This is a genomic window from Microbispora sp. NBRC 16548 (assembly GCF_030268985.1).
Classification (GTDB): Bacteria; Actinomycetota; Actinomycetes; order Streptosporangiales; family Streptosporangiaceae; genus Microbispora; species Microbispora catharanthi.
Genome location: NZ_BSSF01000001.1, coordinates 584,897 through 611,348 on the forward strand (window position 1 = coordinate 584,897; position 26,452 = coordinate 611,348).

24 protein-coding genes and 1 riboswitch are annotated in these 26,452 nt (G+C 72.5%); of the genes, 13 read left to right on the forward strand and 11 right to left on the reverse strand.

The features are described from left to right. Positions 1–32: 32 nt before the first annotated feature. The gene (locus QSK36_RS02625) at positions 33–1,556 is read right to left on the reverse strand and encodes an ankyrin repeat domain-containing protein (protein WP_285781193.1); all 1,524 of its coding nucleotides are present in this window, start codon (positions 1,554–1,556) and stop codon (positions 33–35) included. A gap of 120 nt (positions 1,557–1,676) precedes the next feature. Between QSK36_RS02625 and QSK36_RS02630 the strand changes: the two genes are divergently transcribed. The 3 genes from QSK36_RS02630 (at position 1,677) to QSK36_RS02640 (ending at position 3,792) form a co-directional block, all read left to right on the forward strand. Next, complete coding sequence (locus QSK36_RS02630; RefSeq protein WP_285781194.1) at positions 1,677–2,366, forward strand: DUF1707 SHOCT-like domain-containing protein; 690 nt, start codon at positions 1,677–1,679, stop codon at positions 2,364–2,366. A 132-nt stretch (positions 2,367–2,498) separates the two neighbouring features. Further along, positions 2,499–2,996, forward strand: coding sequence for a SigE family RNA polymerase sigma factor (locus QSK36_RS02635; protein WP_183536385.1), 498 nt, complete (start codon positions 2,499–2,501; stop codon positions 2,994–2,996). A 1-nt stretch (position 2,997) separates the two neighbouring features. Then, positions 2,998–3,792 carry a hypothetical protein gene (locus QSK36_RS02640; protein WP_285781195.1) on the forward strand — a complete coding sequence of 265 codons (795 nt, stop codon included), beginning with the start codon at positions 2,998–3,000 and terminating at the stop codon, positions 3,790–3,792. A 131-nt stretch (positions 3,793–3,923) separates the two neighbouring features. Here the strand turns inward: QSK36_RS02640 and QSK36_RS02645 are convergent, their stop codons facing one another. After that, the gene (locus QSK36_RS02645; RefSeq protein ID WP_285781196.1) at positions 3,924–4,208 is read right to left on the reverse strand and encodes a hypothetical protein; all 285 of its coding nucleotides are present in this window, start codon (positions 4,206–4,208) and stop codon (positions 3,924–3,926) included. Positions 4,209–4,245: 37 nt separating this feature from the next. Then, the gene (locus QSK36_RS02650; RefSeq protein WP_285781197.1) at positions 4,246–5,133 is read right to left on the reverse strand and encodes a LysR family transcriptional regulator; all 888 of its coding nucleotides are present in this window, start codon (positions 5,131–5,133) and stop codon (positions 4,246–4,248) included. A 292-nt stretch (positions 5,134–5,425) separates the two neighbouring features. On the opposite strand from QSK36_RS02650, the gene QSK36_RS02655 reads away from it, so the two are divergent. Next, positions 5,426–6,805, forward strand: a complete 1,380-nt coding sequence (locus QSK36_RS02655; RefSeq protein WP_285781198.1) for an MFS transporter — start codon at positions 5,426–5,428, stop codon at positions 6,803–6,805. 79 nt (positions 6,806–6,884) lie between these two features. On the opposite strand, the gene QSK36_RS02660 is transcribed toward QSK36_RS02655, so the two are convergent. The 5 genes from QSK36_RS02660 to QSK36_RS02680 all read right to left on the reverse strand — a co-directional run bounded on the left by QSK36_RS02660 (position 6,885) and on the right by QSK36_RS02680 (position 10,722). Beyond that, on the reverse strand, positions 6,885–7,631 hold the full coding sequence (locus QSK36_RS02660) for a sirohydrochlorin chelatase (protein WP_285781199.1): 747 nt from the start codon (positions 7,629–7,631) through the stop codon (positions 6,885–6,887). Next, a complete protein-coding gene (locus tag QSK36_RS02665; RefSeq protein ID WP_030505395.1) occupies positions 7,628–8,356 on the reverse strand; it encodes a phosphoadenylyl-sulfate reductase in 729 nt (242 codons plus the stop codon). Before QSK36_RS02665 ends, QSK36_RS02660 begins: the two co-directional genes overlap by 4 nt. A 59-nt stretch (positions 8,357–8,415) precedes the next feature. Further along, complete coding sequence (locus tag QSK36_RS02670; protein ID WP_142563833.1) at positions 8,416–8,571, reverse strand: Insertion element protein; 156 nt, start codon at positions 8,569–8,571, stop codon at positions 8,416–8,418. A 22-nt stretch (positions 8,572–8,593) separates the two neighbouring features. Then, the gene (locus tag QSK36_RS02675; protein WP_182903172.1) at positions 8,594–10,276 is read right to left on the reverse strand and encodes a nitrite/sulfite reductase; all 1,683 of its coding nucleotides are present in this window, start codon (positions 10,274–10,276) and stop codon (positions 8,594–8,596) included. Between the two features lie 311 nt (positions 10,277–10,587). Next, the gene (locus tag QSK36_RS02680; RefSeq protein WP_285781200.1) at positions 10,588–10,722 is read right to left on the reverse strand and encodes a hypothetical protein; all 135 of its coding nucleotides are present in this window, start codon (positions 10,720–10,722) and stop codon (positions 10,588–10,590) included. A 220-nt stretch (positions 10,723–10,942) separates the two neighbouring features. Between QSK36_RS02680 and QSK36_RS02685 the strand changes: the two genes are divergently transcribed. The 6 genes from QSK36_RS02685 (at position 10,943) to QSK36_RS02710 (ending at position 18,458) form a co-directional block, all read left to right on the forward strand. Continuing rightward, positions 10,943–11,911 (forward strand): YihY/virulence factor BrkB family protein, encoded by a 969-nt coding sequence (locus tag QSK36_RS02685; protein WP_285781201.1) that lies wholly within the window; start codon positions 10,943–10,945, stop codon positions 11,909–11,911. A 32-nt stretch (positions 11,912–11,943) separates the two neighbouring features. Next, a complete protein-coding gene (locus QSK36_RS02690; protein ID WP_285781202.1) occupies positions 11,944–13,422 on the forward strand; it encodes a serine/threonine-protein kinase in 1,479 nt (492 codons plus the stop codon). Between the two features lie 61 nt (positions 13,423–13,483). Beyond that, complete coding sequence (locus tag QSK36_RS02695; RefSeq protein ID WP_502883275.1) at positions 13,484–14,926, forward strand: serine/threonine-protein kinase; 1,443 nt, start codon at positions 13,484–13,486, stop codon at positions 14,924–14,926. Positions 14,927–14,966: 40 nt separating this feature from the next. Beyond that, a riboswitch (ZMP/ZTP riboswitch) is annotated at positions 14,967–15,068 on the forward strand. A gap of 11 nt (positions 15,069–15,079) precedes the next feature. After that, positions 15,080–16,357 carry a serine hydroxymethyltransferase gene (gene glyA / locus QSK36_RS02700; RefSeq protein ID WP_476703415.1) on the forward strand — a complete coding sequence of 426 codons (1,278 nt, stop codon included), beginning with the start codon at positions 15,080–15,082 and terminating at the stop codon, positions 16,355–16,357. 280 nt (positions 16,358–16,637) lie between these two features. After that, positions 16,638–17,738 carry a ribosome small subunit-dependent GTPase A gene (rsgA, locus tag QSK36_RS02705; protein WP_182903173.1) on the forward strand — a complete coding sequence of 367 codons (1,101 nt, stop codon included), beginning with the start codon at positions 16,638–16,640 and terminating at the stop codon, positions 17,736–17,738. 48 nt (positions 17,739–17,786) lie between these two features. After that, positions 17,787–18,458 (forward strand): phosphoribosyltransferase, encoded by a 672-nt coding sequence (locus QSK36_RS02710; protein WP_285781443.1) that lies wholly within the window; start codon positions 17,787–17,789, stop codon positions 18,456–18,458. Between the two features lie 87 nt (positions 18,459–18,545). Here QSK36_RS02710 and QSK36_RS02715 read toward each other — a convergent pair whose 3' ends face one another. The 3 genes from QSK36_RS02715 to QSK36_RS02725 all read right to left on the reverse strand — a co-directional run bounded on the left by QSK36_RS02715 (position 18,546) and on the right by QSK36_RS02725 (position 21,576). Then, positions 18,546–18,860 (reverse strand): WhiB family transcriptional regulator, encoded by a 315-nt coding sequence (locus QSK36_RS02715; RefSeq protein ID WP_076434697.1) that lies wholly within the window; start codon positions 18,858–18,860, stop codon positions 18,546–18,548. 116 nt (positions 18,861–18,976) lie between these two features. Beyond that, entirely contained in the window at positions 18,977–19,882 is a 906-nt protein-coding gene (locus tag QSK36_RS02720) for a ferredoxin family protein (protein WP_285781203.1), read from the reverse strand. A 176-nt stretch (positions 19,883–20,058) separates the two neighbouring features. Continuing rightward, the gene (locus QSK36_RS02725) at positions 20,059–21,576 is read right to left on the reverse strand and encodes a glycerol-3-phosphate dehydrogenase/oxidase (RefSeq protein WP_285781204.1); all 1,518 of its coding nucleotides are present in this window, start codon (positions 21,574–21,576) and stop codon (positions 20,059–20,061) included. A 57-nt stretch (positions 21,577–21,633) separates the two neighbouring features. Between QSK36_RS02725 and QSK36_RS02730 the strand changes: the two genes are divergently transcribed. Genes QSK36_RS02730 through QSK36_RS02740 form a run of 3 tightly spaced genes read left to right on the forward strand, consistent with a single transcriptional unit; the run spans position 21,634 to position 26,443 of the window. Continuing rightward, complete coding sequence (locus tag QSK36_RS02730; RefSeq protein ID WP_285781205.1) at positions 21,634–23,247, forward strand: FAD-binding oxidoreductase; 1,614 nt, start codon at positions 21,634–21,636, stop codon at positions 23,245–23,247. Positions 23,248–23,266: 19 nt separating this feature from the next. Further along, the gene (locus QSK36_RS02735; RefSeq protein ID WP_285781206.1) at positions 23,267–24,766 is read left to right on the forward strand and encodes a metallophosphoesterase family protein; all 1,500 of its coding nucleotides are present in this window, start codon (positions 23,267–23,269) and stop codon (positions 24,764–24,766) included. A gap of 51 nt (positions 24,767–24,817) precedes the next feature. Further along, the gene (locus tag QSK36_RS02740) at positions 24,818–26,443 is read left to right on the forward strand and encodes a bifunctional 3'-5' exonuclease/DNA polymerase (RefSeq protein WP_285781207.1); all 1,626 of its coding nucleotides are present in this window, start codon (positions 24,818–24,820) and stop codon (positions 26,441–26,443) included. Positions 26,444–26,452: the final 9 nt, after the last annotated feature.

Genomic DNA, 26,452 nt, shown 5'->3' on the forward strand with positions numbered 1-26,452 from the left:
AAGGGCCGGGACAAACACCGGGCGGCAAACGGTCAGGCCCCCGAAATCTCCAGGCCGAGCTCCTGGGCCGCCTCCAGGGCGAGGTCGCGGGCGTAGTCCTGGTCGGCGCCCGCCTCGCACAGCACCCGGTGGACGCCCTCGATCGCGCGCCGGTCCCCACGCCCGGCCAGGCCCCGCGCGGCCTCGGCCACCGTCGTCAGATCGCGGTCGGCCAGCCGGGTGACGAGGGCGTCCCTGATGGAGGCGGTGTCGGCGGGCAGCCCCGCGATGCCCATCGTGGCCCAGTCGCGCACCTCGTCGTCGGCGCACCGGCTCAGCCGGATCAGCGTGGTCAGCCCGTCCTCGTCGTCCGGAGGCAGGACCGCGGCGAGCGCGATGGGGTCGTGGACCGTGGGCTCCCGGCCCGGGCTGTTGACGATCTCCAGCACCTCGGGGAGCGCCCGTTCGTCGGCCTGGTGGCCGAACGCGTGGAGCAGCGCCTCGACGACCGCGGGCTCGGTCTCCTGCCGGGCCAGTTCGCGCAGGATCTCCAGGGTGCGGTCCCGGTAGGGGTCGTGCCCCGCGCCGCGGCCGAGCCCCGGCTCGCCGAGCCCCGTCTGCTTGCCGAAGCCTGACTCCTGGCCGAATTCGGCGAGCACGTCGACGCCGAACTCCCGCTCCACCGGGTCGTCGCTCTCGCACAGCCGGGCCAGCGCCAGGAACGTCTCCTCGTCGTGGCGGGACTGGAGCGCGTGGACGGCCGCCCACCACGTCTCGTCGTCCTCGTCCAGGTCGCGGTAGGGCAGCGCGCGACCGAGCAGCACGTCCGCGCGCGGCCGCAGGCCGAGAGCCGCCTCCAGGACCGTCGCGACGGCGGCGTGCCCGTGCTGGCGGGTGATCGCGTAGCCGCCGTCGGCGCCGCGCGCCTCGACCGTGACCCGCCGGGTGCCGTCCGGAGCGGAGGCGTGGGCCACCAGCACCGTGTAGTCGCCCTCCACCCTCGCGGAGACCTCCTCGCGCAACACGGCTTCGAGATCCACCGCCGCCAGCCGCGCGGCGATCTCCAGCGGGGTCGCGCCGTCCCAGCCGGGCGCGGACGGGTCGGCGCCGTGCTCCAGCAGGGACCAGACGATCCCGTACGCCCCGAAGATCGCGGCCAGCGTCAGCGGGGTGTCGCCGTCGTCGTCGGCCCGGCCGGGATCGGCCCCGGCATCGAGCAGGATGTCGGCCGACTCCAGGTTGCCGTTGGCCGCGGCCCACAGCAGGGCCGTCCAGCCGCCCTCCTCCGCCGCGTCGGGGTCGGCGCCGCCGTCGAGCAGCGCCTGCACGGTCTCGGCGTGGTCCCAGCACGCCGCCGCACAGAGCGGAAGGCCCTCCTCGTGCCCCCCGCTCGGCTGGTCCGGGTCAGCGCCGTACTCCAGGAGCAGCCTGACGATGTCGTGGTGACCGCCCACGGCCGCCCGATAGAGCGGCGTCGTCCCCTGAGCGGGGTTCACGGCGGTGTCCGGGTGCAGCATCGCCGCCACCCGCGCGACGTCCCCTCCCGCTATCGCCTCCAGCAACCTGCTGCGGGTCACGATTCCATGCTCACACAGTCCCTTCCGGGCCTCGTCCGCAGGGATCGTCTCCGCGGATCGCTCGCAGGATCGTTCCCAGGGAGGAGGGAGAGCGGGACCGGGCGGGATACGGTGAAGGGCGTGAACGATCCGGGTGGCATGCGGGCGTCCGACGCCGAACGCGAGTCCGTGGTGGAACAACTGCGCGTGGCGTCCGCGGAGGGGCGGCTGACCCTCGCGGAGCTGACCGAGCGGACCGAGGCCGCCTATCTGGCGCAGACCCACGGCGAGCTCGCGCAGATCACCGCCGACCTGCCGGGCGGGGCTCCGGCTCCCGCTCCCGCGCCTGCCGTACCGGCCACCCCGCAGGGCAGGATGCGCAAGTGGATCGTGGCGGTGATGGGCGACGCCAAGAGGACCGGCACCTGGCGGATCGACAACGGCATCGGCGCGGTCTGCGTGATGGGCGACGTGGTCCTCGACCTGCGCCAGGCCGAGGTGCGCGGGCGTGAGGTGGACATCGTCGCCACGTGCGTGATGGGCGACGTGAAGATCATCGTGCCGGACGGCGTCGACGTCGAGCTCTCCGGCGTCACGATCATGGGGGACAAGAAGGTCCAGGTGGTCGAGGCGCCCCGCGGCCAGTCCGCCCCCGTCGTCAAGGTCACGGCGTACGTGCTGATGGGCGACGTGAAGATCATCGGCGACTCCCGGGCCGAGCCGATCAAGCGCGGCTGGTTCGCCTGGAGCGAATGGTGGCAGGAGCGCCGTCAGCGCCCGGGCCACGGGGGATACGAGATCCCCGACCGCCGCCACCACGGCCTGCACTGATCTGTGCCGCCCTGATCCGGGCCGCACTGATCCGCCGCCGGCCGGATGGCCGTACGAGGCAACGGCGGGACGCTCCCAGGGCGTAGTCATCGGTGACCGTTCAAGGGATCACCGAGAACCTGGGGGCCGCACATGCGCGACCGGGCCGACTTCGAGCGCTACGTGCAGCAGCGCTCGGACCGACTGCTGCGGACGGCCTACCTGCTCTGCCGCGACTGGGCCACCGCCGAGGACCTGCTCCAGACGGCGCTGGCCAAGGCGTGGCTCGCCTGGCGCAGGGTCGGCGAGAACCCCGACCCGTACGTCTACCGCATCCTGGCCAACACCCACGCCTCCTGGTGGCGCAGGCGCTGGCGGGGCGAGCAGCCGACCGACGTGCTGCCGGAACCGCGCGTCGGCGACTCCGCCGACCTGCTCGGCTCCCGCGAGGCCGTACGGCAGGCCCTCACCTGCCTGCCGCCGAAACAGCGTGCCGTGATCGTGCTGCGTTACTTCGCCGACCTGGCTGACGCCCAGATCGCGGAGATCCTCGGCTGCTCGGTCGCCACCGTGCGGAGCCAGGCGAGCAGGGCCCTGGCCAGGCTGCGCGTCGATTCCGCCGCCCGCTCCGCGATGAGCCTGGAGGGCTGACATGACGATGACCGACAACGATCTGCGTGACCTGCTCGCCCGGGACGCCTCCGTCGTGAAGGGCGCGGGCGTCACCCTGGCCGACGTCGACCGGCGGGTGCGGCGTATCCGGCGCCGTCGCGGCGCCGCCGGGGCGGTGCTGGCCGCCGGCCTGGCCGTCGCGGTGCTGGTGACGACGGCGCCGCGTGCGGTCACGATCGCGCCCGGCGACCGCCCGGCCGCCGCTGCCGCCGCCATGCCCGGCCCTTCGCTGACTCCGGGGGTGTCGTACCTCGCGGGGCAACGGGTGTTCCTCGAAAAGGAGACCGAGACGGGCGGACGCGTCCTGCGGTTCCCCTACACGGGCATCAGCGAGTCGGTGAACGTGCGGGTCGACTGCCGTGAGCCGTCGTACGGGTTCGTCTGGCTGAACGGCCGGCTGGAGGCCCAGGGCGTCTGCGGCGTCCAGAGCGACCATGTCGACCACCCGATCTCGTGGATCGACGAGTCCGGCAGGGATCTCGCCGGACGCAACGAGGTGGCTGTGGCGCTGGTGCCGGTCCAGCGGGTGGCGGCGGACGGCGAACCCGAGGCGCCGATTCCCGCGCTCGGCGAGCAGGAGGCCGAGCGCGTCATCGCGGAGACCGGTGAGTACCGCACCGGCGCCAGGGTGACGATCCGGGAGGCGTGGCTGCTGCGCTCGGCGCCGACGCCGATCAACTGTGACAGGGACATCGTGATCCGCAAGCCGAACGGGCAGGAGATCCTGTCCTCGGCCTGCGACCGGCCCACCGGCTTCCCGCTGCCCGTGGACTAGGTGATCGCGTCCGTAAATCCTGTGACCGGCCGTTCGGTTGCTGCTCAACCCCCGAGGCGTGGCTCGCCGGCGACCGCTCCGCCCGGGCTGCGGCGACCCTGGACCAGCTGCCGTGGTTCCCGGCGGCCCGCCTAACCGGGCTTACGGGCGTAGACGTACATGACCGGCAGATCGAAGGCGTCCGGCTCGTTCAGCAACTCGGCGACCCGAGCAAGGTAGCGCGCCTCGAAGGCGGCCGTTTCCTCCGAGGAGAGCGACGCGACTTCGAAGTAGTTCGGGTTCACCACATGGCCCCGCCACAGGTCCGCCGCGCTTCTGGGCGGGAGCGCGATCACATCCGGCACGGCCCGTTCGTGGACGAAGCCGGCCTTGTTCACCGCCGCACGGCTGCTCTCCTCCGTGCCCACCTCAGCCATCGGATCGGTGAGGACGAGAGGACTGCCGCCTTCGTCCTCAGGCGGCGCGGGCTCCGTTCACGATGGCCGTGAACGCCCGTACATCCGTGTTCCGGTCGTCGGTGGGCCAGACCAGCGCGACCTCGACCGGGGGCAGGTCGGGAATCGGCACGAAGACGACGCCGGGGTGCCGGTGGAACTTCAGCAGCGAGACGGCCAGTGGATGCACGCCCTCGCGTCGCGCGACCAGTTCGAGCATCTCGGAGTAGCTGGAGAACGCGCCGCGGCGCGGGATCAGCCTGCCGCCCGGCGTGTAGAGCGGGACGAACGGGCAGGACAGACCTTCTGGCGACGATCTGAGCGCGAACACACCCAGGTCGGCCAGGTCCTCCACGCTCGCTGAGCCCCGTTCGGCCAGTGGATGACCGGCGGGCACCGCGAGCAGCCTCTCCTCCCGGGCGATGGCCGGACCAACGGTCAGCTCCGGCCGCTCCTCGACCGGCAGCCGGGCGACCAGCAGGTCGGCCTCACCCCGCAGAAGCGGACCGTACGGGTCGACCAGCGGGTTTTCCGCCAGCACCACCCGGCACCCGGGACGGCCGGCCCGGAAGGACTCGATGGCGTCGGTGAGCCAGTCGCCCCCGGCCGCCCCGGCGCAGCCGATGCGCAGCAACCGGGTGCGCCGCTCCGCCTCCCGGCGGGCGTCCTCGACGACGGCGTTGAGCTGGGCGTACGTAGGGCCGAGCCCGTCGCGCAGCCGGGCGCCGATCGGGGTCAGCGTCACTGTGCGGCTCGTCCGGTCGAACAGCGAGGCGCCGATCCGGCGCTCTAAGGCACGAATGAGCTGGCTCACCCTGGACTGCGAGAGGTTCAGCCGTCGCGCCGTACGGCCGAAGTGCAGTTCGTCGGCGAGGACCAGGAACGTCTCGATCTCCCTGAGTTCCATGTCGGGGCCTTCCTTCGATCAGCCAGACTGATCGATCGTTGCGTGGATCACTGTTGATCCACGCGATCTTCGGCAGCAGCATGAAGTATCCCCGCGATACGCCACGGCGAGGGTCCGTGGCGAGCGGGGGTCCCTACGGCACGGGGTCCACAGGGGGCGAGGTGCCCGGCGAGGACGAGGCACAAAGGTGAAGATGCCCGAGGATCTACCGACGCGACACCGGCCCCAAGCCGCGGGCCCAAGCCGCGGCGACGGCGGCAGTCCGAGGCGCCGGGGGCTCGTTCTGGCGCTGATGGTGACGGCCCAGTTCATGGTCATCCTGGACTCGTCCATCGTCAACGTCGCCCTGCCGACCATCCAGCACGCGCTCCGGTTCTCCCCGGTCGGCGTCGAGGGAGTGATCACCGCCTACGCGACGGCCTTCGGGGGCGTGCTCGTCCTCGGCGGCCGGCTGGCCGATCTGCTCGGATATCGCCGGATCTTCGTCGCCGGCCTGCTCGCGTTCGCGCTGACCTCGCTGGCCTGCGGGCTGGCGAACGCGCCCGTGGTGCTCGTCGCCGCCCGGGTCGCGCAGGGCCTCAGCGCGGCGGTCCTCGCCCCGGCCGCGCTGGCGCTGCTGACCACCACGTTCACCGAGGGCGCCGAACGCAACCGCGCGCTGGGGATCTTCGGCGCGGCCACCTCCCTGGGGTTCGTCTCGGGGCAGATTCTCGGCGGCGTGCTGGCCGACACCATCGGGTGGCGCAGCATCTTCATCATCAACGTACCGGTCTCCGCGCTGGCCGCGGTGCTGGCGGCGCGGGTGATCGCCGCGACCACGCCGAAGGGCGAGCGCCGGGTGCCGGACGTCACCGGGGCGGTCCTCGTCACCGCCGCCGTCGCCCTGGCGGTCTGGGCGCCCGCCTACGGGTCCGAGCATGGCTGGACGTCGGTGGGCGTCCCGGCCGCGGTGGTGGCGGCGCTCGTCCTGCTCGGTGTGTTCGTCGTCGTCGAGACCCGGCGCCGTGATCCGCTGATCCGGTTGTCGATGCTGCGGTCCCGGTGGTTCGCCGGCACCGGTGTCGCGACCATGGTCACCGGCGCGCTCAACGGCGCCGTCGTCCTGCTGTGCACCCTGTTTCTGCAGCAGACGCGCCACTACAGCCCGCTGCAGGCGGGGTTCGCCTTCGTCCCCACCGGCCTCGCCGGCCTGCTCATCGGCGTGAAGGTGGCAGGACCGCTGATCACTCGCCTGGGAGTGCGAGCCGTGCTCACCGGGACGTCGCTGTTGTCCGCAGTGGCGATCGCCTTCCTGAGCACGTTCCCCGGCGGGGGAGGCTACCTGTTCCTGCTCCCCTGGCTCGTCGTGGTCGGCGCGTCCTTCACCGGCGCCGCGGTCGCCACCACCGTCGCGGTCTCGTCCGGTGTCGCGCCGGACGAACAGGGCATGGCCGCCGCCCTGCGGCAGACCGCCTACCAGCTCGGCGTCGCCCTCGGCGTCGCCGTGTTCCTGTCCGTGGCGGCCGCGCACACCGGGGCCCTGCTCGCCCGCCCGGTCCCAGTGGACAGGTCCGAGGCGCTCGCGGCCGGGTACGGCCTGTCGCTGATGATCCTCAGTGTGCTCTCGGCGCTGGGCGGCCTGGCCGCCTTCACGACACTCAGGACCGCCCGGCGGACGACCGCGGCCGAGTGATGCGGCACGACCACTGCGAGCACCGGCTGCCGCACTCGACGTCGCCGCGTAACCCCCGAAGGGTTCACGGACGCGACCACTAAGCCGCTTCGCGGGCCTCGCGTACGGCCTGGGCGTGGCGTTCGAGCAGGAGCGCGACCAGTTCGGGGGCGGGGCCGAGGACGCCCGCCACGGCGTGCGCCCCGGCCTCCAGGGTGTCGCGCTCCACCACGTCGGCGAAGTAGCCGGGGGCCAGCAGATAGGGCGCCACCACGACCTTCGGGGCGCCCGCGCGCGTCAGCCGTACGACCTCGTCCCGGGGTGTGGGCGCGGCGGCCGAGGCGTAGGCGGCGGTGACCGACCACCAGGGCCGGGTGCGCGCCCATTCGCGGGCGACGGCGGCGATCGTGGCGTTGGCCCGGCGGTCGCTGGAGCCGGCCGAGACGAGCACAACGGCGGTGTCCGGGTCGCCGATCTCCACACCGGCCTCGGCGAGGCGGCGTTCGAGGGCCCGGACGAGCAGCGGGTGCGGTCCGAGCGTGGGGCCGCAGACGGCCCGCAGCCGCGGCGTGCGGCCGGCCGCCTCCCGCAGCGCCGCCGGGATGTCCACCCGGCTGTGGTAGGCGGCGGTGAGCAGCAGGGGGAGCACGACGGCCTCGTCCAGCCCCGACAGCGCCTGCGGCAGCGACGGCGGGGCGTGGTCGAGATAGGCGGCGCGGACGTCCAGGCCGGGCCGCGCCCGCCGTACGCCGTCGAGCAGCGCCTCCACGGTCGCGGTGGCGCGCGGGTCGCGGGACCCGTGCGCCACCGCGATCAGCGGCGCGCCTGAGTGCGGGACGGTCGTCACAGATGGATGCCGCACTCGATCTTGCCGAGGCCGGCCCAGCGGCCACTGCGCGGGTCCTCGCCCGGCGCCACCCGGCGGGTGCAGGGGGCGCAGCCGATCGAGGGGTAGTCGTCGTAGTGCAGCGGGTTGATCAGGACGCCGTTGTCGGCGATGTAGTTGTCCACGTCCTCCTGCGTCCACCGGGCGATGGGGTTGACCTTCACCATCTGCCGCTTGGCGTCCCACTCCACGACCTTGGTGTTCGCCCTGGTGGGCGACTCGTCGCGGCGGATGCCCGACACCCAGGCGAGGTAGGGCTCCAGTGCCCGGTTGAGCGGCTCGACCTTGCGCAGGTAGCAGCACAGGTCGGGGTTGCGCCCGTACAGGCGCGGCCCCAGGTCGCGGTCCTGCTCCTCGACGGTCCTGGACGGCTTCACGTTGATCACGTTGACCTGGTAGACCGCCTCGACCGCGTCCCGCGTGCCGATGGTCTCGGCGAAGTGGTAGCCGGTGTCGATGAACAGCACGTCGACGCCGGGCTTGACCCTGCTGACCAGGTCGATCAGCAGGGCGTCGCTCATCGACGAGGTGAGACAGAGGCGGTCGCCGAAGGTGGCCGCGGCCCACCGGATGATCTCCCGGGCGGGCGCGTCCTCAAGGAAGCGCGCCGCGGACTCCACGATGCCCTGGAGGTCCAGCGTCACACGCTGCCGCTCTAGCCCTGCCTCTATCTCCGCCACCGACATCGCTACTCCTCACACGTCGTTCATTGGTTCATCGGATGATTGGATGAAAGCCCTCGGGATCACGAACGCACGCCGAGGCCGAGGAATTTCACCCGGAAGGCACGGGCGCAGGACCTGCAGTACCATCCGTGGCTCTCCTCCTCGGTCACGTAGGGCTCCAGGTCCTCCTCGCCGCAGTACGGGCAGTAGAACGGCGCGGCCCTCTCGGTGCTCATCTGCTCGCTCCGCTCGCCGGCCTCACTTGAGGTCGGCCTCGTCGGCGCGCTGGACCCATTCGGCGAAGGTCTCGCCGTCGTTCTTCTGCTTCTCGTAGTTGCGCACGACCCGCTCGACGTAGTCGGGCAGGTCCTCGGCAGTGGTCTTGAGGCCGCGGACCTTCCGGCCGAAGCTCGGGTTCAGCCCGAACGAGCCGCCCAGGTGGACCTGGTAGCCCCCGACCTGCTCACCCTTGTCGTTGACGACGAGCTGGCCCTTCAGCCCGATGTCCGCCGTCTGGATACGGGCGCAGGAGTTCGGGCAGCCGTTGAGGTTGATCGTCAGCGGCTCGTTGAAGTCGGGCAGGCGCCGCTCCAGCTCGTCGATCAGCTCCGACGCGGCGTTCTTGGTCTCGACGATCGCGAGCTTGCAGTACTCGATGCCGGTGCAGGCCATCGTCTGGCGGCGGAAGGTGGACGGGTTGACCCGCAGGTCGGCCGCCTCCAGCTCGGCCACGATCGACTCCACCTGGTCGGGGGCGACGTCGAGGATGACCATCTTCTGCTCGATCGTGGTCGCCACCCGGGTGGACCCGTGGCGCTCGGCGATGTCGGCGATCCGGTGCAGCAGGTCGCCGCTGAGACGGCCCACGCGGGGCGCGAAGCCCACGTAGTAGTTGCCGTCCCGCTGGAGGTGGACGCCGACATGGTCGCGCCGGTCCCCTCGCGGCGCCGCGGGGGCCGGGCCGTCGGGCAGCTCGTACTTGAGGTACTCGGTCTGCAGCACGTCGCGGAACTTCTCCGCGCCCCAGTCGCTGACCAGGAACTTCAGCCGCGCCCTGCCGCGCAGCCGCCGGTAGCCGTAGTCGCGGAAGATGCCGGTGACCCCGGCCCACACCTCGTGGGCCTGCTCGGGCCGGACGAACACGCCGAGCCGCTTGGCGAACATCGGGTTGGTCGACAGGCCGCCGCCCACCCACAGGTCGAAGCCGGCCTCGCCCTGCTCGTTCACCACGCCGACGAACGCGATGTCGTTGATCTCGTGGACCGTGCAGTGGGCGGCGCAGCCGCTGATCGCGGTCTTGAACTTGCGCGGCAGGTTCGAGAACGCCGGGTCGCCGATGTACCGCTCGCGGATCTCCTGGAGCTGCGGCCGTCCGTCGATCACCTCGTCGGCGTCGATCCCGGCCAGAGGGCAACCGAGCATGCCACGCGGCGTGTCACCGCACGCCTCGGTGGTGGACAGGCCCACGGCCTCCAGTCGGGTCCACATGTCCGGCACCGACTCGATCTCCACCCAGTGGAGCTGGATGTTCTGCCGGTCGGTGACGTCGGCGGTGCCCCTGGCGTAGTCGTTGGAGACGTCGGCGATCACCCGGAGCTGCTCGAGGCTGAGCTGGCCGCCGTCGGTCCGGATGCGGATCATGAAGTAGCGGTCGTCGAGCTCCTCGGGCTCCAGGACGGCCGTCTTGCCGCCGTCGATGCCCGGCTTGCGCTGCGTGTACAGGCCGTACCAGCGGAAGCGGCCGCGCAGGTCGGCGGGGTCGATGGAGTCGAAGCCGCGCTTGGAGTAGATGTCGATGATCCGCTGGCGGACGTTCAGCCCGTCATCGGCCTTCTTGTTCTCCTCGTTCTTGTTCAGCGGCTCACGGTAACCGAGAGCCCACTGACCTTCGCCGCGCGGGCGCTTGTGGTGGCGGTTCGCCGGGCGGGCCGGGGTGCTCATGGGCACACGTCCTTCTCCGAGGCTCGGTCTGAGATCGGGTTTCGGCGGACACCGGCGCAGGCGGCCTCTCACCTCGCCGTCGAGTGTGAGGGCATACGAAAACGACGCCTGGCCGAGCGCCCGGGATGGATCAGCGGAGGGCGACGGTCAGCCGGCGTCGATACAGATCGCGCTACGGACACGCAGGAGATCGACGTGGCGTCGCACGACGAGCAACGGGTCCGCTGGCATGTCCCAAACGATACCTCTGAGATCCTCGATGTCCAAGTTCGTGTCCAGGATGCGGGATTGTGACGGCAATGTGACGCGCGTCAGCCCTTGCGGACCCAGTTCTCCGGCGGCTCGGCCTCGTGCTGACTCTCGGACGGCTCCTGATGCTGGCAGTCGCACCAGGACCCGCCGCGGCACTCCTCGTGCCGGTGCTCCCTGCACGCTTGGCAGATCATGTCTCCATTGTGAACGCCATGCTGCGAACCTAGCGAACCGGAGAGGCGCTCCGAAGGCACGACCGGCGGATATGACCGCCCCGATGGTGAAGTGGGGAACACGGTTCTCGCGAGCAGGGGGCGCAGGCCCCTATTCTTGGCGGCGACAATCCGCCCGCAGGTCACGTACTAACCGCCGCGGCAGCGGGTAGAGCCCATATCTCATGACCGGTTGGGTGCCATGACCTCCACGGACGCGCCGTCGCGCAGGCCGCGGCACATCACGCGCAAGGGCATGGCGCTCGCCCGGGCGCGTCTCACCTGGCTGCGCGAGAGGAACATCTGGGCCCTGGTGAAGGCGACCACGATGGCGGGCGTCAATTACCGGGTGACCGGCCTCGCGGGCGAGGCGGCGTTCTTCGCGCTGCTGTCGCTGCCGCCGTTCGTGCTCGGGCTGCTCGGCGTCATGGGCCACCTGAGCGGGCTGCTCGGCCCGGCCGCCATCGCCGAGATCAGACGCTGGGTCGTGGACCAGTCCGAGCTGCTGTTCACCGACAACACCGTCCAGCGGGTCGTCAAGCCGCTGCTCGCCGACGTGCTGAGCGGCGGTCAGGTCTCGCTGATCTCCGTCGGCTTCCTGCTGTCGCTGTGGTCGGGCTCGCGGGCCCTGTTCGTCTATGTGGACCTGATATCCATCGCGTACGGCCTGGGGGAGACCCGGGGGATCATCCGCACCCGGGTCCTGTCGTTCGTCCTGTATCTCGCCGCGCTGCTGATCGGGCTGGTCGTCATGCCGGTCCTGGTCATCGGGCCCACCCTGATGTCCACCGCCCTGCCCAGGTACGCCGCGCTCGTGACCGTTCTCTACTGGCCCGTGGTCGTGATCGGCTCGGTGCTGATGCTCACGCTGCTCTACCACGTGAGCGTGCCGCACCGGACGCGCTGGTGGCGCGAGACCCCGGGGGCCGTGCTGGCGCTGGTGATCTGGATCGTGTGCGCCGCGTTCCTCCGCGAGGTGCTGGCGGCCTGGTTCACCCCGCTGTCGATCTACGGTTCGCTCGCGGCGCCGATCGCCGTGCTGCTGTGGCTCTACATCACCGCGCTCGCCGTGCTCATCGGGGCGACGCTGAACGCGGAGGTGGACCGGTTGTGGCCGTTGGGCGGCGCCACCAGACACGAGCACCATCACCGCAAGTCCGATAAAGGCTGATCTAGCCCGGTAGCGGTGGAAGGATGGCGTCGATGGACGCACAGCCTTCCACCGGTGACCCCACCGCCACCCACCGGCGCACGATCGGCCCCTACGTCCCCGTACGCCGCCTGGGGGAGGGCGGCATGGGCATCGTCTATCTCGCCCGCGACCCGGGGGGCCGCCAGGTGGCGCTCAAGGTCATGCGGCCGGAGCTGGCCGCCCAGGAGGAGTTCCGCGTCCGGTTCCGCAAGGAGGCGGAGGCCGCCAAGCGGGTCGCCAGGTTCTGCACCGCGCCGCTCCTCGACGCCGGGCGGGACGGCGACCGGCACTATCTCGTCACCGAGTACGTCGACGGTCCCGACCTGTCGTCGGTGATCGACGCGCAGGGGCCGTTGTCCGGCTCGAACCTCGACGCGCTCGCCGTCGGCGTCGCGACGGCCCTCGCCGCCATCCACGGGGCGGGGATCGTGCACCGCGACCTCAAGCCGTCCAACATCCTGCTCTCGCCCCTCGGCCCCCGGGTGATCGACTTCGGTGTCGCCCACCTCGCCGACACGCTGGCCGAGCGGACCGGCACCGTGATCGGGACGCCCAGTTACATGTCACCCGAGCAGGCGCGGGGGGAGCCGGTGACCTCCGCGGCCGACGTCTTCGCCTGGGGCTGCGTGGTCGCGTACGCCGCCACCGGCAGGCCGCCGTTCGGCTCGGGCCCCATGCCGGAGGTGCTCTACCGGGTCGCGCACCACGTCCCCTACCTGACGGGGATGGACGAGCGCCTGCGGAACCTGGTCGAGCAGGCGCTGGACAAGGACCCGGCCCGGCGGCCGAGCGCCCAGCGGCTTCTCGACCGGCTGCTCGGCCGGGAGGAGGTGGCGGTCGAGGCCGCCACGAGGATCGTCAGCGACATCTGGGCCGCCCCCGCCGAGACGACCCGCCGCGCGGGCGCGGCGCCGGACGGCGCGGACGGGCCCGACAGGACGGGACTGGGCGGCACAGAACGGAGCGACGCGGGGGCGGCCGGCGTGGGCAGGCGGCGCGGCCGCCGCTGGGTGCCGGTCGCGGTGGCCGGCGGGGCGCTCGCGGTGGCCGCCGCGATCCTGATCTTCGCACTCCATCCTTTCGGTGGCGGGACGACGCCGCCGAAGGGCCCGCTGGCGTCCAGGGACATCAAGGTCAACGGGCATCCGCTCCACGTCACGGTGGACGCCGTGAAGCGGCGCGGGACCTCGGTGACCGTCCAGTGGACGATCACGATGACCGGCAGCGAAGGATCGTGGTGGCCGAGGGACCTGTTCGGCGACGAACTGTCCGGCGCGGGCCTCGTGGACCCGCCCAGCGGGTCGAAGTTCCTGCCCGCGCGCAAGGACGACCGCTGCGTGTGCAGCGCCCTTCCGACCCAGTGGCTTCATCCGGGTGACGTGCTCCCTCTCTACGCCACGTACACCGGCGTACCGCAGGACCTGGAGACGATCGGGGTCGACGTCCCCGGGTTCGGGCTTTTCGCCGACGTTCCCGTCTATGACGGCTGACCGGACCACGTCTTCGGTACAGTCCGGGAATCCGTCGCGAAAGACTGATCTATCCGCCACCATGGGGCGGGTGACGACGCCGATTCCTCCCACTGACGATGCGTCGACGTCCCCGGCGCCGCCTCGGCCCTCGATCGGGGGTTACACACTGCTGCGGCGGCTCGGGGAGGGCGGGATGGGGATCGTCCACCTCGCGCGTGATCCGTCGGGCCGGCCGGTGGCCGTCAAGATCATGCGCCCGGAGCTGGCGGCCGGGCCGGAGTTCCGGCGCAGGTTCGCCCAGGAGGCGCAGGCCGCCCAACGGGTCGCCCCGTTCTGCACCGCGGCCGTGCTCGACTCCGGACTGGACGGTGACCAGGCATATCTGGTCACCGAGTACGTCGAAGGGCCCGACCTCGGCTCGCTGATCAGGGATCAGGGCCCGCTCGCCGGCGGAAGCCTGCAGGCCCTGGCCGTCGCGACGGCCGCCGCCCTGGTCGCCATCCACGGGGCCGGCGTCGTGCACCGGGATCTGAAGCCGTCGAACATCCTGCTCGGCGTGCTCGGGCCCAAAGTGATCGATTTCGGCATCGCCCGGCTGGCCGACGCCGACGCCACCCGGACGGGTTCCGTCGTGGGCACCCCCGCGTACATGGCCCCGGAGCAGGCGAACGGCGAACCGATCACCGCGGCGGCCGACGTCTTCGCCTGGGGGTGCGTGATCGCCTACGCCGGCACCGGCGGCCCGCCCTTCGGCGGCGGCACTCCCGCGGAGGTGCTCTACCGCGTGGTGTCCCGGCCGCCGCGGCTCGACGGCCTCGACGAGCGCCTGCGGCCGCTGGTGGAGCGGGCGCTGGACAAGGACCCGGCCCGCCGCCCCACAGCCCAGGGGCTCCTCGACGCGCTGCTCGGCCGGGAGAGCGCCGGGATCGAGACGGCCACCCGGGTGGTCGGGGACACCTGGACCCCGGTCGTCGCCCCGGCCGCCACGCCCGAGGCTCCCGTTCCGCCCACCCCGCGCCGGCGGCGCCGGTGGCCGTACCTCGCGGCGGCGGTGCTCGCCCTGGCCGCCGCGGCGACGGCGCTGGTGATCGTCCGGCCGTGGGCGCCGAAGGGCAACCTTCCCGGAACGCCCGCGACCACCCGTGACGTGGAGATCGATAAGAACCCGATGCGGGTCCAGATCACCGAAGTGGTCCGGCTGCGCGACGGCGACGTCCGGCTGAGCTGGGCGCTCACGAACCGGGGACCGAACGCCTGGATCTTCATGGACGACTTCGGCAGGGGCGCGCTCGACTACTCGGTGTCCCGGGTCGGCCTGACGACGCCGGGGGCCAAGGAGCCCGTCTATCCCGTCTGGAAGGACGGCACGTGCATGTGCAGCTCCGGGGTCACAGGGGTGGGCTCCGGTGAGGAGGAGCGGTTCTACGGGGTCTACACGTCCGTGTCCGAGGAGGCGGAGTCGGTGGACGTCGACATCCCCCGTGTGGGCGTTTTCCGGGATGTGGCGATTTCCGACGGCTGAGCCGCACTCGGCTCTCCGGCGAGGCGCGCTCGGATAGGGTTGGAGGCATCGCGACTGGCGCTGACGTGCTGCTGTGGCGCGTCGCTAGGTGGGGCACCACCGGGGAGCGAATTCGCGGAGGCCGTGCGCCTGGGTCGCCGCCGAAGAGTCGACGTGGAGAAGGAAGGCGCCATGGCTGGGAACTCGCTGAACGTCGTCGATCCCGAGATCGCCGAACTGATCAGGGCGGAGGAGCGGCGGCAGGCCGACACCGTCAAGCTGATCGCGTCCGAGAACTACGTGTCCAGGGCCGTCCTGGAGGCGACCGGGACCGTTCTCACCAACAAGTACTCCGAGGGCTACCCGGGCAAGCGTTACTACGAGGGCCAGCAGGTCATCGACAAGATCGAGACGCTGGCGATCGAGCGGGCCAAGTCGGTCTTCGGCGTGAGCCACGCCAACGTCCAGCCCTACTCGGGCTCGCCCGCCAACCTCGCCGTCTACCTGGCGTTCCTGAACCCGGGCGACACCGTGCTCGGCATGGGCCTGCCGTTCGGCGGCCACCTCACCCACGGCTGGTCGGTGTCCGCCACCGGCAAGTGGTTCAACTCGGTCAAGTACGGCGTGCGCCGCGACACCGGCCGGATCGACATGGACGAGGTGCGCGCGCTGGCGCTCGAGCACCGGCCCAAGCTGATCTTCTGCGGCGGCACCGCGATCCCGCGCACGATCGACTTCCCGGCCTTCGCCGAGATCGCCAAGGAGGTCGGCGCGGTGCTCGCGGCCGACATCGCCCACATCGCGGGCCTCGTCGCCGGCGGCGCCCACCCCTCGCCGGTCGGGCACGCGGACGTGATCTCCACGACCACCCACAAGACCCTGCGCGGCCCGCGCGGCGCGATGCTCATGGCGAACACCGACGAGGTCGCCAAGGCGCTCGACAAGGCCGTGTTCCCCGGCCTGCAGGGCGGCCCGCACAACCACACCACCGCCGCCATCGCCGTCGCCCTGCACGAGGCCGCCCAGCCGGACTTCAAGGCGTACGCCGCGCAGATTGTGAAGAACGCCCAGGCGCTCGCCGACGAGCTGCTCGCCCGCGGGTTCGACCTGGTCTCCGGCGGCACCGACAACCACCTGATCCTGATGGACCTCACGTCCAAGGGCGTCGGGGGCAAGCCGGCCGCGCAGGCTCTCGACCGGGCGGGCCTGGAGACGAACTACAACACCGTGCCCTTCGACCCGCGCAAGCCGTTCGACCCGTCCGGCATCCGCATCGGCACGCCGTCGGTCACCTCGCGTGGGATGGGCGAGGCCGAGATGCGCCAGATCGGCGCGTGGATGGACGAGGTCGTCACCGCCGTGGCCAAGGGCGACGCGGAGGACGTGATCGCACGGGTGCACGGCGAGGTCACCGAGCTGACGAGCCGGTTCCCCGCGCCCGGCCTGTCCTGATCACCCCAGATCGACGAGCAACGGCTCCCCGCGACCTGGCGAGGTCGCGGGGAGCCGTTCTCGTGCCGCCCGTCGGCATCGCCCCTGAGTGGATTTAATCGGTTGCGCGGGGCCGTCCGGGTGCTGCTAGTGTTCCCCCGTCGCCGCCGTCGAGCGGCCAGGACCAGGGAGGTGAGGACTATGCGGGTCTTTCTGACGACCATGCCGTCCGTCAACTCCCGGGTGTCCGCCTAGTCTCTTCTCGCTGGGACACCCGGTTTCCGAAGGGTGTTCACCAGCAGTGTTCAACGATCTTTCTCTTCTCGGCTGGCACGACGGGCTCGCGGAGCAGCTGCCCGACCTGCCCGGCGGCGCCGTTCCCGCGCGTGTGGCGCGGGTCGACCGGGGCGCGGCCGAGGTCATCGCCGCCGACGGAAACCATCAGGCGCGGTTCGGCGCCCGCGTACGCAGGGCCGCGGCGGCCGATCCGCTCGAGCTCCCGTGCGTGGGGGACTGGGTCGCGCTCGCCCGGCTCGATGAGGGCCGCTACGAACTGGCCGAGGTGCTGCCCCGCCGTACGGCCTTCGTCCGGGGCGGCGTGAGCCGCGACTCGCGCGGAGGGCTGTCGGGCGACGGCCAGGGCCAGGTCCTGGCCGCCAACGTCGACGTGGTCTTCGTGGCCGAGCCGTCCATGCACGCCACGGACTTCGCGGATCTCGGCAGGATCGAGCGCCTCGTGGCGCTCGCCTGGGAGAGCGGCGCCCGGCCGGTCGTGCTCGTCACCAAGGCCGACCTCTTCGATCAGGGGCTGGACGATCTCCTCGCCGACGTCGAGGCGGCGGCGCCGGGCGTCGACGTCCACCCGGTCTGCTCGCTCACCGGCGACGGCGTGGACCTGGTGCGCGCCCACCTCGGCCCCTCGGGGACCGCGGTGATCCTCGGCCCGTCGGGCGCGGGCAAGTCCACTCTCGTCAACGCCCTCGCCGGCGCGGAGGTCATGGAGACCCAGCAGGTCAGGGCCGCCGACGGGCGGGGCAGGCACACCACCGTCCACCGGCAGCTCATCCCGCTGCCCGGCGGCGGGCTCGTCATCGACACCCCCGGCATCCGCCGCGTCGGGCTGTACGAGATGAGCGAGGGCGTCGACCTGGTCTTCTCCGACATCGAGGAGCTGGCCGAGGGCTGCCGGTTCTCCGACTGCCGGCATCGGGAGGAACCGGGCTGCGCGGTGCTGGCGGCGGTCGAGTCGGGCGAGCTGCCCGAGCGGCGGTTGGAGAGCTGGAACAGGCTCCAGCGCGAGGCCGCCTGGATGGCCCGCCGCACCGACGCCCGGCTGCGCGCCGAGGAGACCCGCAAGTGGAAGACCATCCACAAGCAGATGCGGGGCATGAGCCGCCCGTAGGCTCGGATGCCTCCCGTTCTGGGCGGGTATGACCGGGGCGTGAGGACGATGCGGGTGCGGCTGCCGTACGCCGACCGCGCCGAGGCGGGTGCGCTGCTCGCCGAGATCCTGTGGAACGTGAACCCACGGGATCCGGTGGTGCTCGCCCTGCCGCGCGGCGGCGTGGCGGTGGCCGCGCCGATCGCGGAGCGGCTACGCGCCCCGCTCGACGTGCTGGTGACCCGGAAGATCGGGCATCCGGCCCGGCCCGAGCTCGGGGTCGGCGCGATCGCGGAGGGCGGGCGGCCCGTGTTCGACTCCGAGATGCTCGACCGGCTCGGCCTGGAACCGGAGGACGTGGCGGAGGTGGCCGGACGGGAACGGCGTGAGCTCGCCAGGCGGGTGCGGGTCTACCGGGGAGACCGGCCGCTGCCGGAACTGCGCGGCCGTGACGTGATCGTGGTGGACGACGGCCTGGCGACCGGAGGCACGGCGCGCGCGGCGCTGCGGGCCGTACGGGCGATCCAGGCGGGGCGGGGCCGGGTGACGCTGGCGGTGCCGGTCGCCGCTCCGGAGACGGTGGAGGCGATGCGGAGCGAGGCCGACGAGGTCGTCGTGCCGGCCACGCCGGAGAACTTCCGCGCGGTGGGCCAGTGGTACCGGCGGTTCGACCAGCTCACCGATGACGACGTGCTGGGCCTGCTCGCCTCGGCGGGAAGCGGAGGGACGGATGAGACCTGAAGGGCGCCTCGCGTGCGCCGTCGCCCACATCGGGGGACGGGACGCGAAGCGCCCAGCGGTGACGCGTGTCGGGGAAGGGGGAAACGCTCAGGCGACGGCGCTGATTCCGGCGCTGGCGGCGCGACGCATACGACGGCGACGCTCGGACGCGCGCTCGTCCTCGTTGAGGCCGCCCCAGGTGCCGTACTTCTCCGGACGGGAGAGCGCGTAGTCGAGGCACTCCGCTCGCACAGGACACTGAGCGCAGATGGCCTTGGCCTTGCGCTCCCGGATGTCGCGCTCGGGCTGACGCTCGCCGTCAGGACCGAAGAACAGCACCAGGTCCTCTCCCCGGCACGCGGCATCATCCTGCCAACCCCAGCTGGGGCGCGGGCGGGCGAGCTGCCGACGTACCTGAGACATGAGAAACCACCTTTGGTGAGAGGTATTTCAGTGTTTGTGCCGCATTGGACGCTTGTGGCGTCCCTTGTGCCAACGCCGGGATAGGCCGTGGTGTTCCCGGCTCCGGGGCGGAGCCCTCAGGTCAATACCGGCGTGAGCTCGCTCAGTTCGGCCAACCTGTAGGTCGGGATTCCGTCGGCGCAGTTCAACCCGCACGGTGCGGTGAACACCGTGGGCTCGACCACGACCCGGAATCGCGACGTCCCACGCTCCGTCGTGCGCCGCACGACGCAGATCGTGGTGTCGTCAACCGACCGGGAGGATTCCACGGCCACCCCGCCGACCGAGATCTCGCCGGTATGCGCCCGGACGAAGTGCTCGGCGGCCTGCAGTGGCTCAGGGATACCCGCGCGTCCCCGGAAACGGTCGAGGACGACCTCGCCGTGCCGGTACGCGTTTGCCGCCGCGATCGCAGCAGCCTGAGACATGCTGCCGTAGTAAAGCCCGTGTGGCAAGCATACGAGGTTGGCGGCGTATCGATCGCCGCCGACATGTGTGGTTTCCCACACTTCGCCGGGCAGGTTCTCGTCGAGGAACCGCGCCAGCGGGAGTCCCAGACGCGCACAGCACGCGTTGTGCCTGCCGTGCGTGCAGACCAGGTACATCGGCTCGTTCACCAGTATGCAGGACTCCGGAACCACTCCGTGCACGAGAGCGCCCAGGTCAAGATCGTCGGGGTGCTCCACGAAGCCCTCGGCGAGCCACGGATCGTCCACCGCGGACGCGGCGACGTAGACGTGCAGGGGGCCCGTGAGGGCCTCGCGGCGGCCGGGCCGGCGGATCAGTTGCGGCCGGATGTCAAGAGCCCTGGCGCGGGAGATCAGCCGGTGGACGTCATCCGGCAGCCGGCACTCCTCCAACTCCGCGGCCCAGGGCCCCGCATGCTCGATGAGCAGCCAGAACCGGCCCTTCTTGGTCGCGCTCGCGAGGATCGGCGCCTCCCCCGTGTGGCAGGCGGCGGGGTGCTCGCACCCGTTGGCCATCCGGTCCCGTCCTTCACTCGTGTTTCTTAGGTAAGACTAACCTTAACCAACGGCGTCAGGGGTTGCGGGCGCGGGGTCGTAAATCCACGTTAAATCCACAAATATCCGGATACTGCCGGTGCGTACGGTGGCGATCGAGAACAGGTAGGGGCGGCGCCGAGGGGGGTGGGCGTCGATCAGGAGTAGGCCAGGGCGGCCTCGGCGGCGGGGAGGGCCGCCGCGCGGTCCTCGGGCACCAGCCCGATCCTGGTCCGCCGGTCCAGCAGGTCGCCGGCGTCCAGGGCGCCCTCGTGGCGCACGGCCCACACCAGTTCGGCCCGGGTGATCCCCAGTGCCACCGGCTCGGCCAGGGCCGGGTCCCCGCGCATCAGGTCGCGCACCGCCCAGGCCTCCGAGCCGTACCTGCGGGCCAGCCGCCCGGGCGCGCCAGGACGCACCGGCCCGGCCCCGACGAGGGGCAGCCGCGCCGTACGGCTCGCGCGGGCGTGGGGGCAGGCGGCGTCGACGGCGTCCTCGGCCATCCGCCGATACGTCGTGAGCTTCCCGCCCACGACCGTCACGACGCCGTCCGGCGAGCGCAGCACGGCGTGGCGGCGGGACAGGTCGGCCGTCCGGCCGTCGGCGGAGTCCGGTGCGCCCGCGGTGTCTGCCGCGTCGACCAGGGGCCGCAGCCCGGCGAATGCGCCGGCGACGTCCGCGCGGGACAGCGGCCGGTCCAGCGCTGTCCCGATGACCTCCAGCAGGAACGCGACGTCGCTCTCGGGAGCCTCGGGGACGTCCGGGACCGGGCCGTCGAGCGGCTCGTCGGTCAGCCCGGCGTAGACCCGCCCGTCGGCCTGGGGGAGCACCAGCGCGAAGCGGGCGCGCTCGCCGGGGATCGGCACGTGCAGCCCCGCGCGCAGCGCGCCGAGGGCCCCGGGGCGCAGGACGAGGTGCGTGCCCCGCGAGGGACGCAGCGCCACCGACGGCGTCAGCTCTCCGGCCCACACGCCGGTCGCGTTGATCACCGCACGGGCCCGGATGTCGAACTCGTCGCCGGTCAGCTCGTCGCGCACCCGGGCGCCGTCCCCGGCGAGCGCCAGCGCCCGGCACCGGGTGAGGATCCGCGCGCCGTGGGCGGCGGCCGTACGCGCCAGCGCGACGACCAGGCGGGCGTCGTCCACCACCCGGCCGTCCCAGGACAGCAGCGCCCCGCGCAGGCCGTCCGCGCGCAGCGACGGGGCGAGCGCGAGCGCCCGGCCGGACGCGAGCCGTGAGGGGCCGGGCAGCAGCCGCCGCGGCGTGCCCGCGGCGGCCCGCAGCGCGTCGCCCAGGCGGTAGCCGGCCATGAGGGCCGCGGCCTGGGCACGGGGGACCGCCGGCGTCAGCGGCAGCAGGTACGGGTGGGCGGCGACCAGATGGGGCGCCGTGAAGCGCAGCAGGGCGTCGCGCTCCACCGCGCTCTCCCACGCCACGCCGACCTGCCCGCTCGCGAGGTAGCGCAGCCCGCCGTGGATCAGCTTGGAGCTCCACCGAGAGGTGCCGAACGCCAGGTCGTGGGCGTCCACGGCGGCCACCGACAGCCCGCGGGAGGCGGCGTCGAGCGCGGCTCCCGCCCCCGTCGCCCCCAGGCCGACCACGAGCACGTCCACGACGTCCGTGCCCGCCTCGTCGAGCTCCCACCGGCGCCTGGCCGCGTTCAGTGAGGAGTTCATATCCCCTCCACTACTTCCGCATTACTCTTTAGTAACCTACCTGGAGGCGCGACGGCTATGGAAACCCCTCTCACCGCGGCGGAACCCATGCTCTGGTCGGGCTGGGGCGATCCCGCCAAGGCCGCCGAGCTGCCCGCGCCGGTGCGCGACCTGCTGGCGGAACTCCTCGGCGTCCGGGCGCCCGCCACACCGGCGGCGACGTTCGGCGAGGTGCGGCTGCCGCCGGTGGCGCTGCCGCCGCCCGTCCTGGCCGCGCTGGCCGCGATCGTGGGGGACGAGCACGTGCGGGCCGACGACGACGCCCGCATCCGGCACACCCGGGGCAAGTCCACCCCCGACCTGCTGCTCATGCGCGCGGGGGACGCCTCGGACGCGCCCGACGCCGTCGTGCTTCCCGGCTCGCACGACGAGGTGGCCGCCGTGCTGCGCCTGTGCGCGGAGCAGCGGGTGGCCGTGGTGCCGTTCGGCGGGGGCACCTCGGTGGTCGGGGGCCTCGTGGCGGCGCGGTGTGGCTCCGAGGGGGGCTTCACGGGCGTGGTCGCGCTCGACCTGACCCGGCTCAACCGGCTCGTCTCCGTCGACCCCGTCTCCATGATCGCCGAGCTGGAGCCGGGCCTGCGCGCGCCGCAGGCCGAGCAGCTCCTCGCCGCGCACGGGCTGACGCTCGGGCACTTCCCCCAGTCGTACGAGTACGCGACGCTGGGCGGGTTCGCGGCGGCCAGGTCCAGCGGGCAGGCCTCGGCCGGGTACGGCAGGTTCGACGACATGGTCGCCGGCATGACCGTCGCGACGCCCCGGGGCACGCTGGAGATCGGCAGAGCGCCCAGGTCGGCCGCCGGGCCGGACCTGCGCCAGGTGTTCCTGGGCTCCGAGGGCGCCTTCGGGGTGATCACCTCGCTTCGGCTGCGCGTCCGCCGGGCCCCGGACGTCAGGACGTACGAGGGCTGGCGCTTCGCCACCTTCGCCGAGGGCGCGGCCGCCATGCGGCGGCTCGCGCAGCAGGAGGGCCCGCCGCCCACGGTGCTGAGGCTGTCGGACGAGACCGAGACCATGGTCGGGCTGGCGAAGCCCACCGACCTCGGCGCGGCCGGGCGCGACTCCGGCTGCCTGCTGGTGGCGGGCTTCGAGGGCTCCCCGGGCGACGTGGCCCACCGGCGGGACAGCGCCTCCGCCGTGCTGGTCGAGGCGGGCGGGGTGCACCTCGGGCCTGAGCCGGGGGACAAGTGGGCGCAGGGCCGGTTCTCCGCCCCCTACCTGCGCGACTCCCTGCTGGCCGCGGGGGCGACGGTGGAGACGCTGGAGACCGCCTGCTTCTGGTCGAACCTGCCACGCCTGTACGACGCCGTACGGCTGGCCCTGCTCGGCGCGCTCGGTTCCCCGCTGGTCATGTGCCACATCTCCCACGTCTACGCCACGGGGGCCTCGCTGTACTTCACCGTGGTGACCGCGCAGACCGGCGACCCGCTCGGGCAGTGGGCGGCCGCCAAGCGCGCGGCGAACGAGGCGATCGTGCAGGCGGGCGGCACGATCTCGCACCACCACGGCGTCGGCCGCGACCACCGCGAGGCGTACGCCGCGGAGATCGGCGACCTGGGCGGCGAGATCCTGAGGGGGATCAAAGAACGGCTCGATCCCGCCGGGATCCTCAACCCGGGTGTGCTGATCCCGTGAAATTGCCAAGATTGTTCCCATGGTCGATGTTGGCGCGGCCGCCGCGCGGGGGAAACAGGTCTCGTCACGGGTGTCGCAGGCCGGAGCGGGCTGGGACTGCTCGCAGATCGGCACGTTCGACGCGCTGCGGCCCAACCGGAACTCGTTCACCTGGCTGAACCCCGCGACCCTGTGGCGGTCCCGCAACGAGATCCTCGCCCAGCTGTTCGGCGACCCCTCGCCGCAGGTGCGCCGCCGCTGGGTGGCGGCCCAGCACGACCGCGGCGTGGACGAGGACTTCCGTATCAGGCTCGACCTGGGGGAGGAGTTCTCGTTCCTGGTGCTCGGCGACACCGGCGAGGGCGACGCCTCGCAGTACGCGGTGGTGCCCGGGCTGCTCAAGCTCGGCGCGGACACCGCGTTCGCCGTCGTCGCCAGCGACGTGATCTACCCGACCGGCTCGGGCAACGAGTACTGCGACAAGTTCTTCCGGCCCTACAAGGACTACCCGGCCCCGATCTTCGCCGTGCCCGGCAACCACGACTGGTACGACGGGCTCGGCGGCTTCATGCGGGTCTTCTGCGACGCCCACCCCCTGTCCGCCGAGCAGAGAGGGTTCCGGCTGTCGCCCGACGGGCTGCGCGGACTGCTGTGGAAGAAGCCGGAGACGATCGACGAGGACGCCCTCGCCGAGGCCAGGAAGATGCGGCCCAACCCCGGCCCGGCGCTGCCGGGGCCCTACTGGGTGATCGACACCGGCCGCCTGCTGCTCGTCGGCATCGACACCGGGATCAAGGGCACCCTCGACCGCGAGCAGGGCGAGTGGCTGCGCCGGGTCTCCGCCGACCCCCGGCCCAAGATCCTGATCACCGGCAAGCCGATCTACGTCAACAACGCCTACCACCCCTGCGAGATCGAGGGCGGCGGCACGGTGGACGACGTGGTCCGCGACCCGGCGCACAACTACGTCGCGGCCATCGGCGGCGACGTGCACAACTACCAGCGCTACCCGGTGCGGGCGGAGGGGCGGCTCATCCAGTACGTCGTGTCCGGGGGCGGCGGGGCGTTCATGCACGCCACCCACACGATTCCCCGGGTGGACGCGGGCGGCGTCCACGAGGACGACTTCAAGTGCTATCCGCTGCGCGGCGACTCGCTGTCCTTCTACAGCCTGCTCTACAGCAGGAGGCTGCGGCTGCGCGGGCTCTACATCACGCCGGAGGAGGGGCTGGGCCTGATGTCCCGGCAGATCGGCAACACCCCGCCCCGGCCGACGCCGGGGGCGCCGATCGGCGCGCGGGTGAAGTGGGCGGCCCGGCTGCTCGGCGGCTGGCCGATGCCGTTCCGCCTGCCGGTGGGGCGGGTTTTCCACCGGTACATCTCCGAACTGTCCGACTGGGACACCCCGCCCTTCTTCAAGAGCTTCCTCCACATGTCGGTCACGGGGGACACGCTCCGGCTGCGCTGCTTCGCGGCGACGGGCTGCCTGCCGCAGGAGGAGGAGCCGCCGCTGGAGGACGAGGTCGAGATCCCGCTCTGACCGGCCGGGCGCGGCCGGGGAAATGTCGGCGCCGCCTGGCAGGCTGGTGGGGTGCACGTTGTGGTGGCGGCCGACGCCGAGGGGGGCGGCACCGTGAAGCCCCTCGGCGGGCCGGCGAGCCGGGTCTCCGATCTCGCGGCGGCCGTGCGCTCGCTGGAGGCCGCCGAGCGGCCCCGCTGGGTGTGGGCCGACGCGCGCCGCGTCTACCCGGCGCTCCTGTCCGCCGGCGTACGGCTGTCGCGCTGCCACGACGTCGCGCTGACCGAGAACCTCCTGCTGGCGGCAGACGGGCGCTACGGAGAGCCCAGACAGGCCCAGGCGGCCTACGCGCGCCTGCGCGGCCTCCCGGTGCCCGACGACCCGCACGAGGCGTCTGACGCGCATCAGGCGGGCGGCACGCAGGCGAGCCTGTTCGACCCGGCGCCGCCGGGGCACGGCGTGCCCGAGGCCGACATGGTCGCGGAGGTGTTCGAGGATCAGCGCCGCCGCGTCGCGCGCACGCCCGATCCCGGGCGGTTCCGCCTGCTCGTCGCCGCCGAGTCGGCCGGTGCGCTCATCGCGGCGGAGATGGGCCACGACGGCATGCCCTGGCGCGAGGACGTCCACGACGCGCTGCTGACCGACCTGCTCGGGCCCCGCCCCGCCCACGGCATGCGGCCCGCGAAGCTCCAGGCCCTGGCCGACGAGGTGTCGGCCGCCTTCGGCCACCTGATCAACCCCGACTCCCCGCAGCAGATCGTCCGGGCGTTCAAGACCGCGGGGATCGAGATCCCGTCCACCCGCTCCCGCGTGCTGAAGACGATCGACCACCCCGCCGTCGAGCCGCTGCTGGCGTACAAGGAGCTGGCCCGTCTGTACAGCTTCCACGGCTGGACCTGGGCCGACCAATGGGTCGGCGGCGACCGCTTCAGGCCCGAGTACGTCGTGGGCGGGGTGGTGAGCGGCCGGTGGGCCACCAGCGGCGGCGGCGCGCTGCAGATCCCCAAGGTCATGCGCAGGGTCGTGGTGGCCGACGACGGCTGGACGCTCGTGGTCGCAGACGCCGCGCAGCTCGAACCCCGGGTGCTGGCCGCGCTGTCCGGAGACCGCGGGCTCGCGCGGGCGGCCGGGGAGATCGACCTGTACGCCGCGCTGGCCCAGGCGTTCGGCGGGGTCCGCGAGTCGGCCAAGATCGCCATGCTGTCCGCGATGTACGGCGGGACCAGCGGCGACGCATCCAAGCTGCTGGCCGTCATGCGGCAGCGGTTTCCGAAGGCGTACGCGTTCGTGGAGGACGCGGCACGCGCGGGGGAGGAGGGGCGGCTGGTCCGCTCGTGGCTGGGCCGCACCTGCCCGCCCCCGTCGGACCGGTGGCGGCGCCTGGTGGCCGGTCCTGAGGGCGCCAGGGCGGCCAGGGACAGGGGGAGGTTCACCCGCAACTTCGTCGTGCAGGCCACGGCGGCCGAGTGGGCGCTGACGCTGCTCGCCGTGCTGCGCGGACTGCTGCCGGACCCGGCACGGCTGGTGTTCTTCCAGCACGACGAGGTGATGGTGCACTGCCCGCTCGACGTGGCGGGCGAGGTCCGCGAGGCCGTCGGCCGCGCGGCGCACGAGGCGACCCGGCTGCTGTTCGGCGACACCACGGTCCGCTTCCCGATGGAGGCGGTGGCCGTCACCTGCTACGCCGACGCCAAGTGACCGCGGGCA

What these genes read in the sequence shown, in the direction of transcription:
- QSK36_RS02635 (WP_183536385.1), top strand. Translation starts at nt 2,499, where the DNA reads ATGCGCGACCGGGCCGACTTCGAGCGCTACGTGCAGCAGCGCTCGGAC.
- QSK36_RS02640 (WP_285781195.1), top strand. Translation starts at nt 2,998, where the DNA reads ATGACGATGACCGACAACGATCTGCGTGACCTGCTCGCCCGGGACGCC.
- QSK36_RS02645 (WP_285781196.1), bottom strand. Translation starts at nt 4,208, where the DNA reads ATGGCTGAGGTGGGCACGGAGGAGAGCAGCCGTGCGGCGGTGAACAAG.
- QSK36_RS02650 (WP_285781197.1), bottom strand. Translation starts at nt 5,133, where the DNA reads ATGGAACTCAGGGAGATCGAGACGTTCCTGGTCCTCGCCGACGAACTG.
- QSK36_RS02655 (WP_285781198.1), top strand. Translation starts at nt 5,426, where the DNA reads ATGGTGACGGCCCAGTTCATGGTCATCCTGGACTCGTCCATCGTCAAC.
- QSK36_RS02665 (WP_030505395.1), bottom strand. Translation starts at nt 8,356, where the DNA reads ATGTCGGTGGCGGAGATAGAGGCAGGGCTAGAGCGGCAGCGTGTGACG.
- QSK36_RS02670 (WP_142563833.1), bottom strand. Translation starts at nt 8,571, where the DNA reads ATGAGCACCGAGAGGGCCGCGCCGTTCTACTGCCCGTACTGCGGCGAG.
- QSK36_RS02675 (WP_182903172.1), bottom strand. Translation starts at nt 10,276, where the DNA reads ATGAGCACCCCGGCCCGCCCGGCGAACCGCCACCACAAGCGCCCGCGC.
- QSK36_RS02680 (WP_285781200.1), bottom strand. Translation starts at nt 10,722, where the DNA reads ATGATCTGCCAAGCGTGCAGGGAGCACCGGCACGAGGAGTGCCGCGGC.
- QSK36_RS02685 (WP_285781201.1), top strand. Translation starts at nt 10,943, where the DNA reads ATGACCTCCACGGACGCGCCGTCGCGCAGGCCGCGGCACATCACGCGC.
- QSK36_RS02690 (WP_285781202.1), top strand. Translation starts at nt 11,944, where the DNA reads ATGGACGCACAGCCTTCCACCGGTGACCCCACCGCCACCCACCGGCGC.
- QSK36_RS02695 (WP_502883275.1), top strand. Translation starts at nt 13,484, where the DNA reads ATGGGGCGGGTGACGACGCCGATTCCTCCCACTGACGATGCGTCGACG.
- QSK36_RS02710 (WP_285781443.1), top strand. Translation starts at nt 17,787, where the DNA reads ATGCGGGTGCGGCTGCCGTACGCCGACCGCGCCGAGGCGGGTGCGCTG.
- QSK36_RS02715 (WP_076434697.1), bottom strand. Translation starts at nt 18,860, where the DNA reads ATGTCTCAGGTACGTCGGCAGCTCGCCCGCCCGCGCCCCAGCTGGGGT.
- QSK36_RS02720 (WP_285781203.1), bottom strand. Translation starts at nt 19,882, where the DNA reads ATGGCCAACGGGTGCGAGCACCCCGCCGCCTGCCACACGGGGGAGGCG.
- QSK36_RS02725 (WP_285781204.1), bottom strand. Translation starts at nt 21,576, where the DNA reads ATGAACTCCTCACTGAACGCGGCCAGGCGCCGGTGGGAGCTCGACGAG.
- QSK36_RS02730 (WP_285781205.1), top strand. Translation starts at nt 21,634, where the DNA reads ATGGAAACCCCTCTCACCGCGGCGGAACCCATGCTCTGGTCGGGCTGG.
- QSK36_RS02735 (WP_285781206.1), top strand. Translation starts at nt 23,267, where the DNA reads ATGGTCGATGTTGGCGCGGCCGCCGCGCGGGGGAAACAGGTCTCGTCA.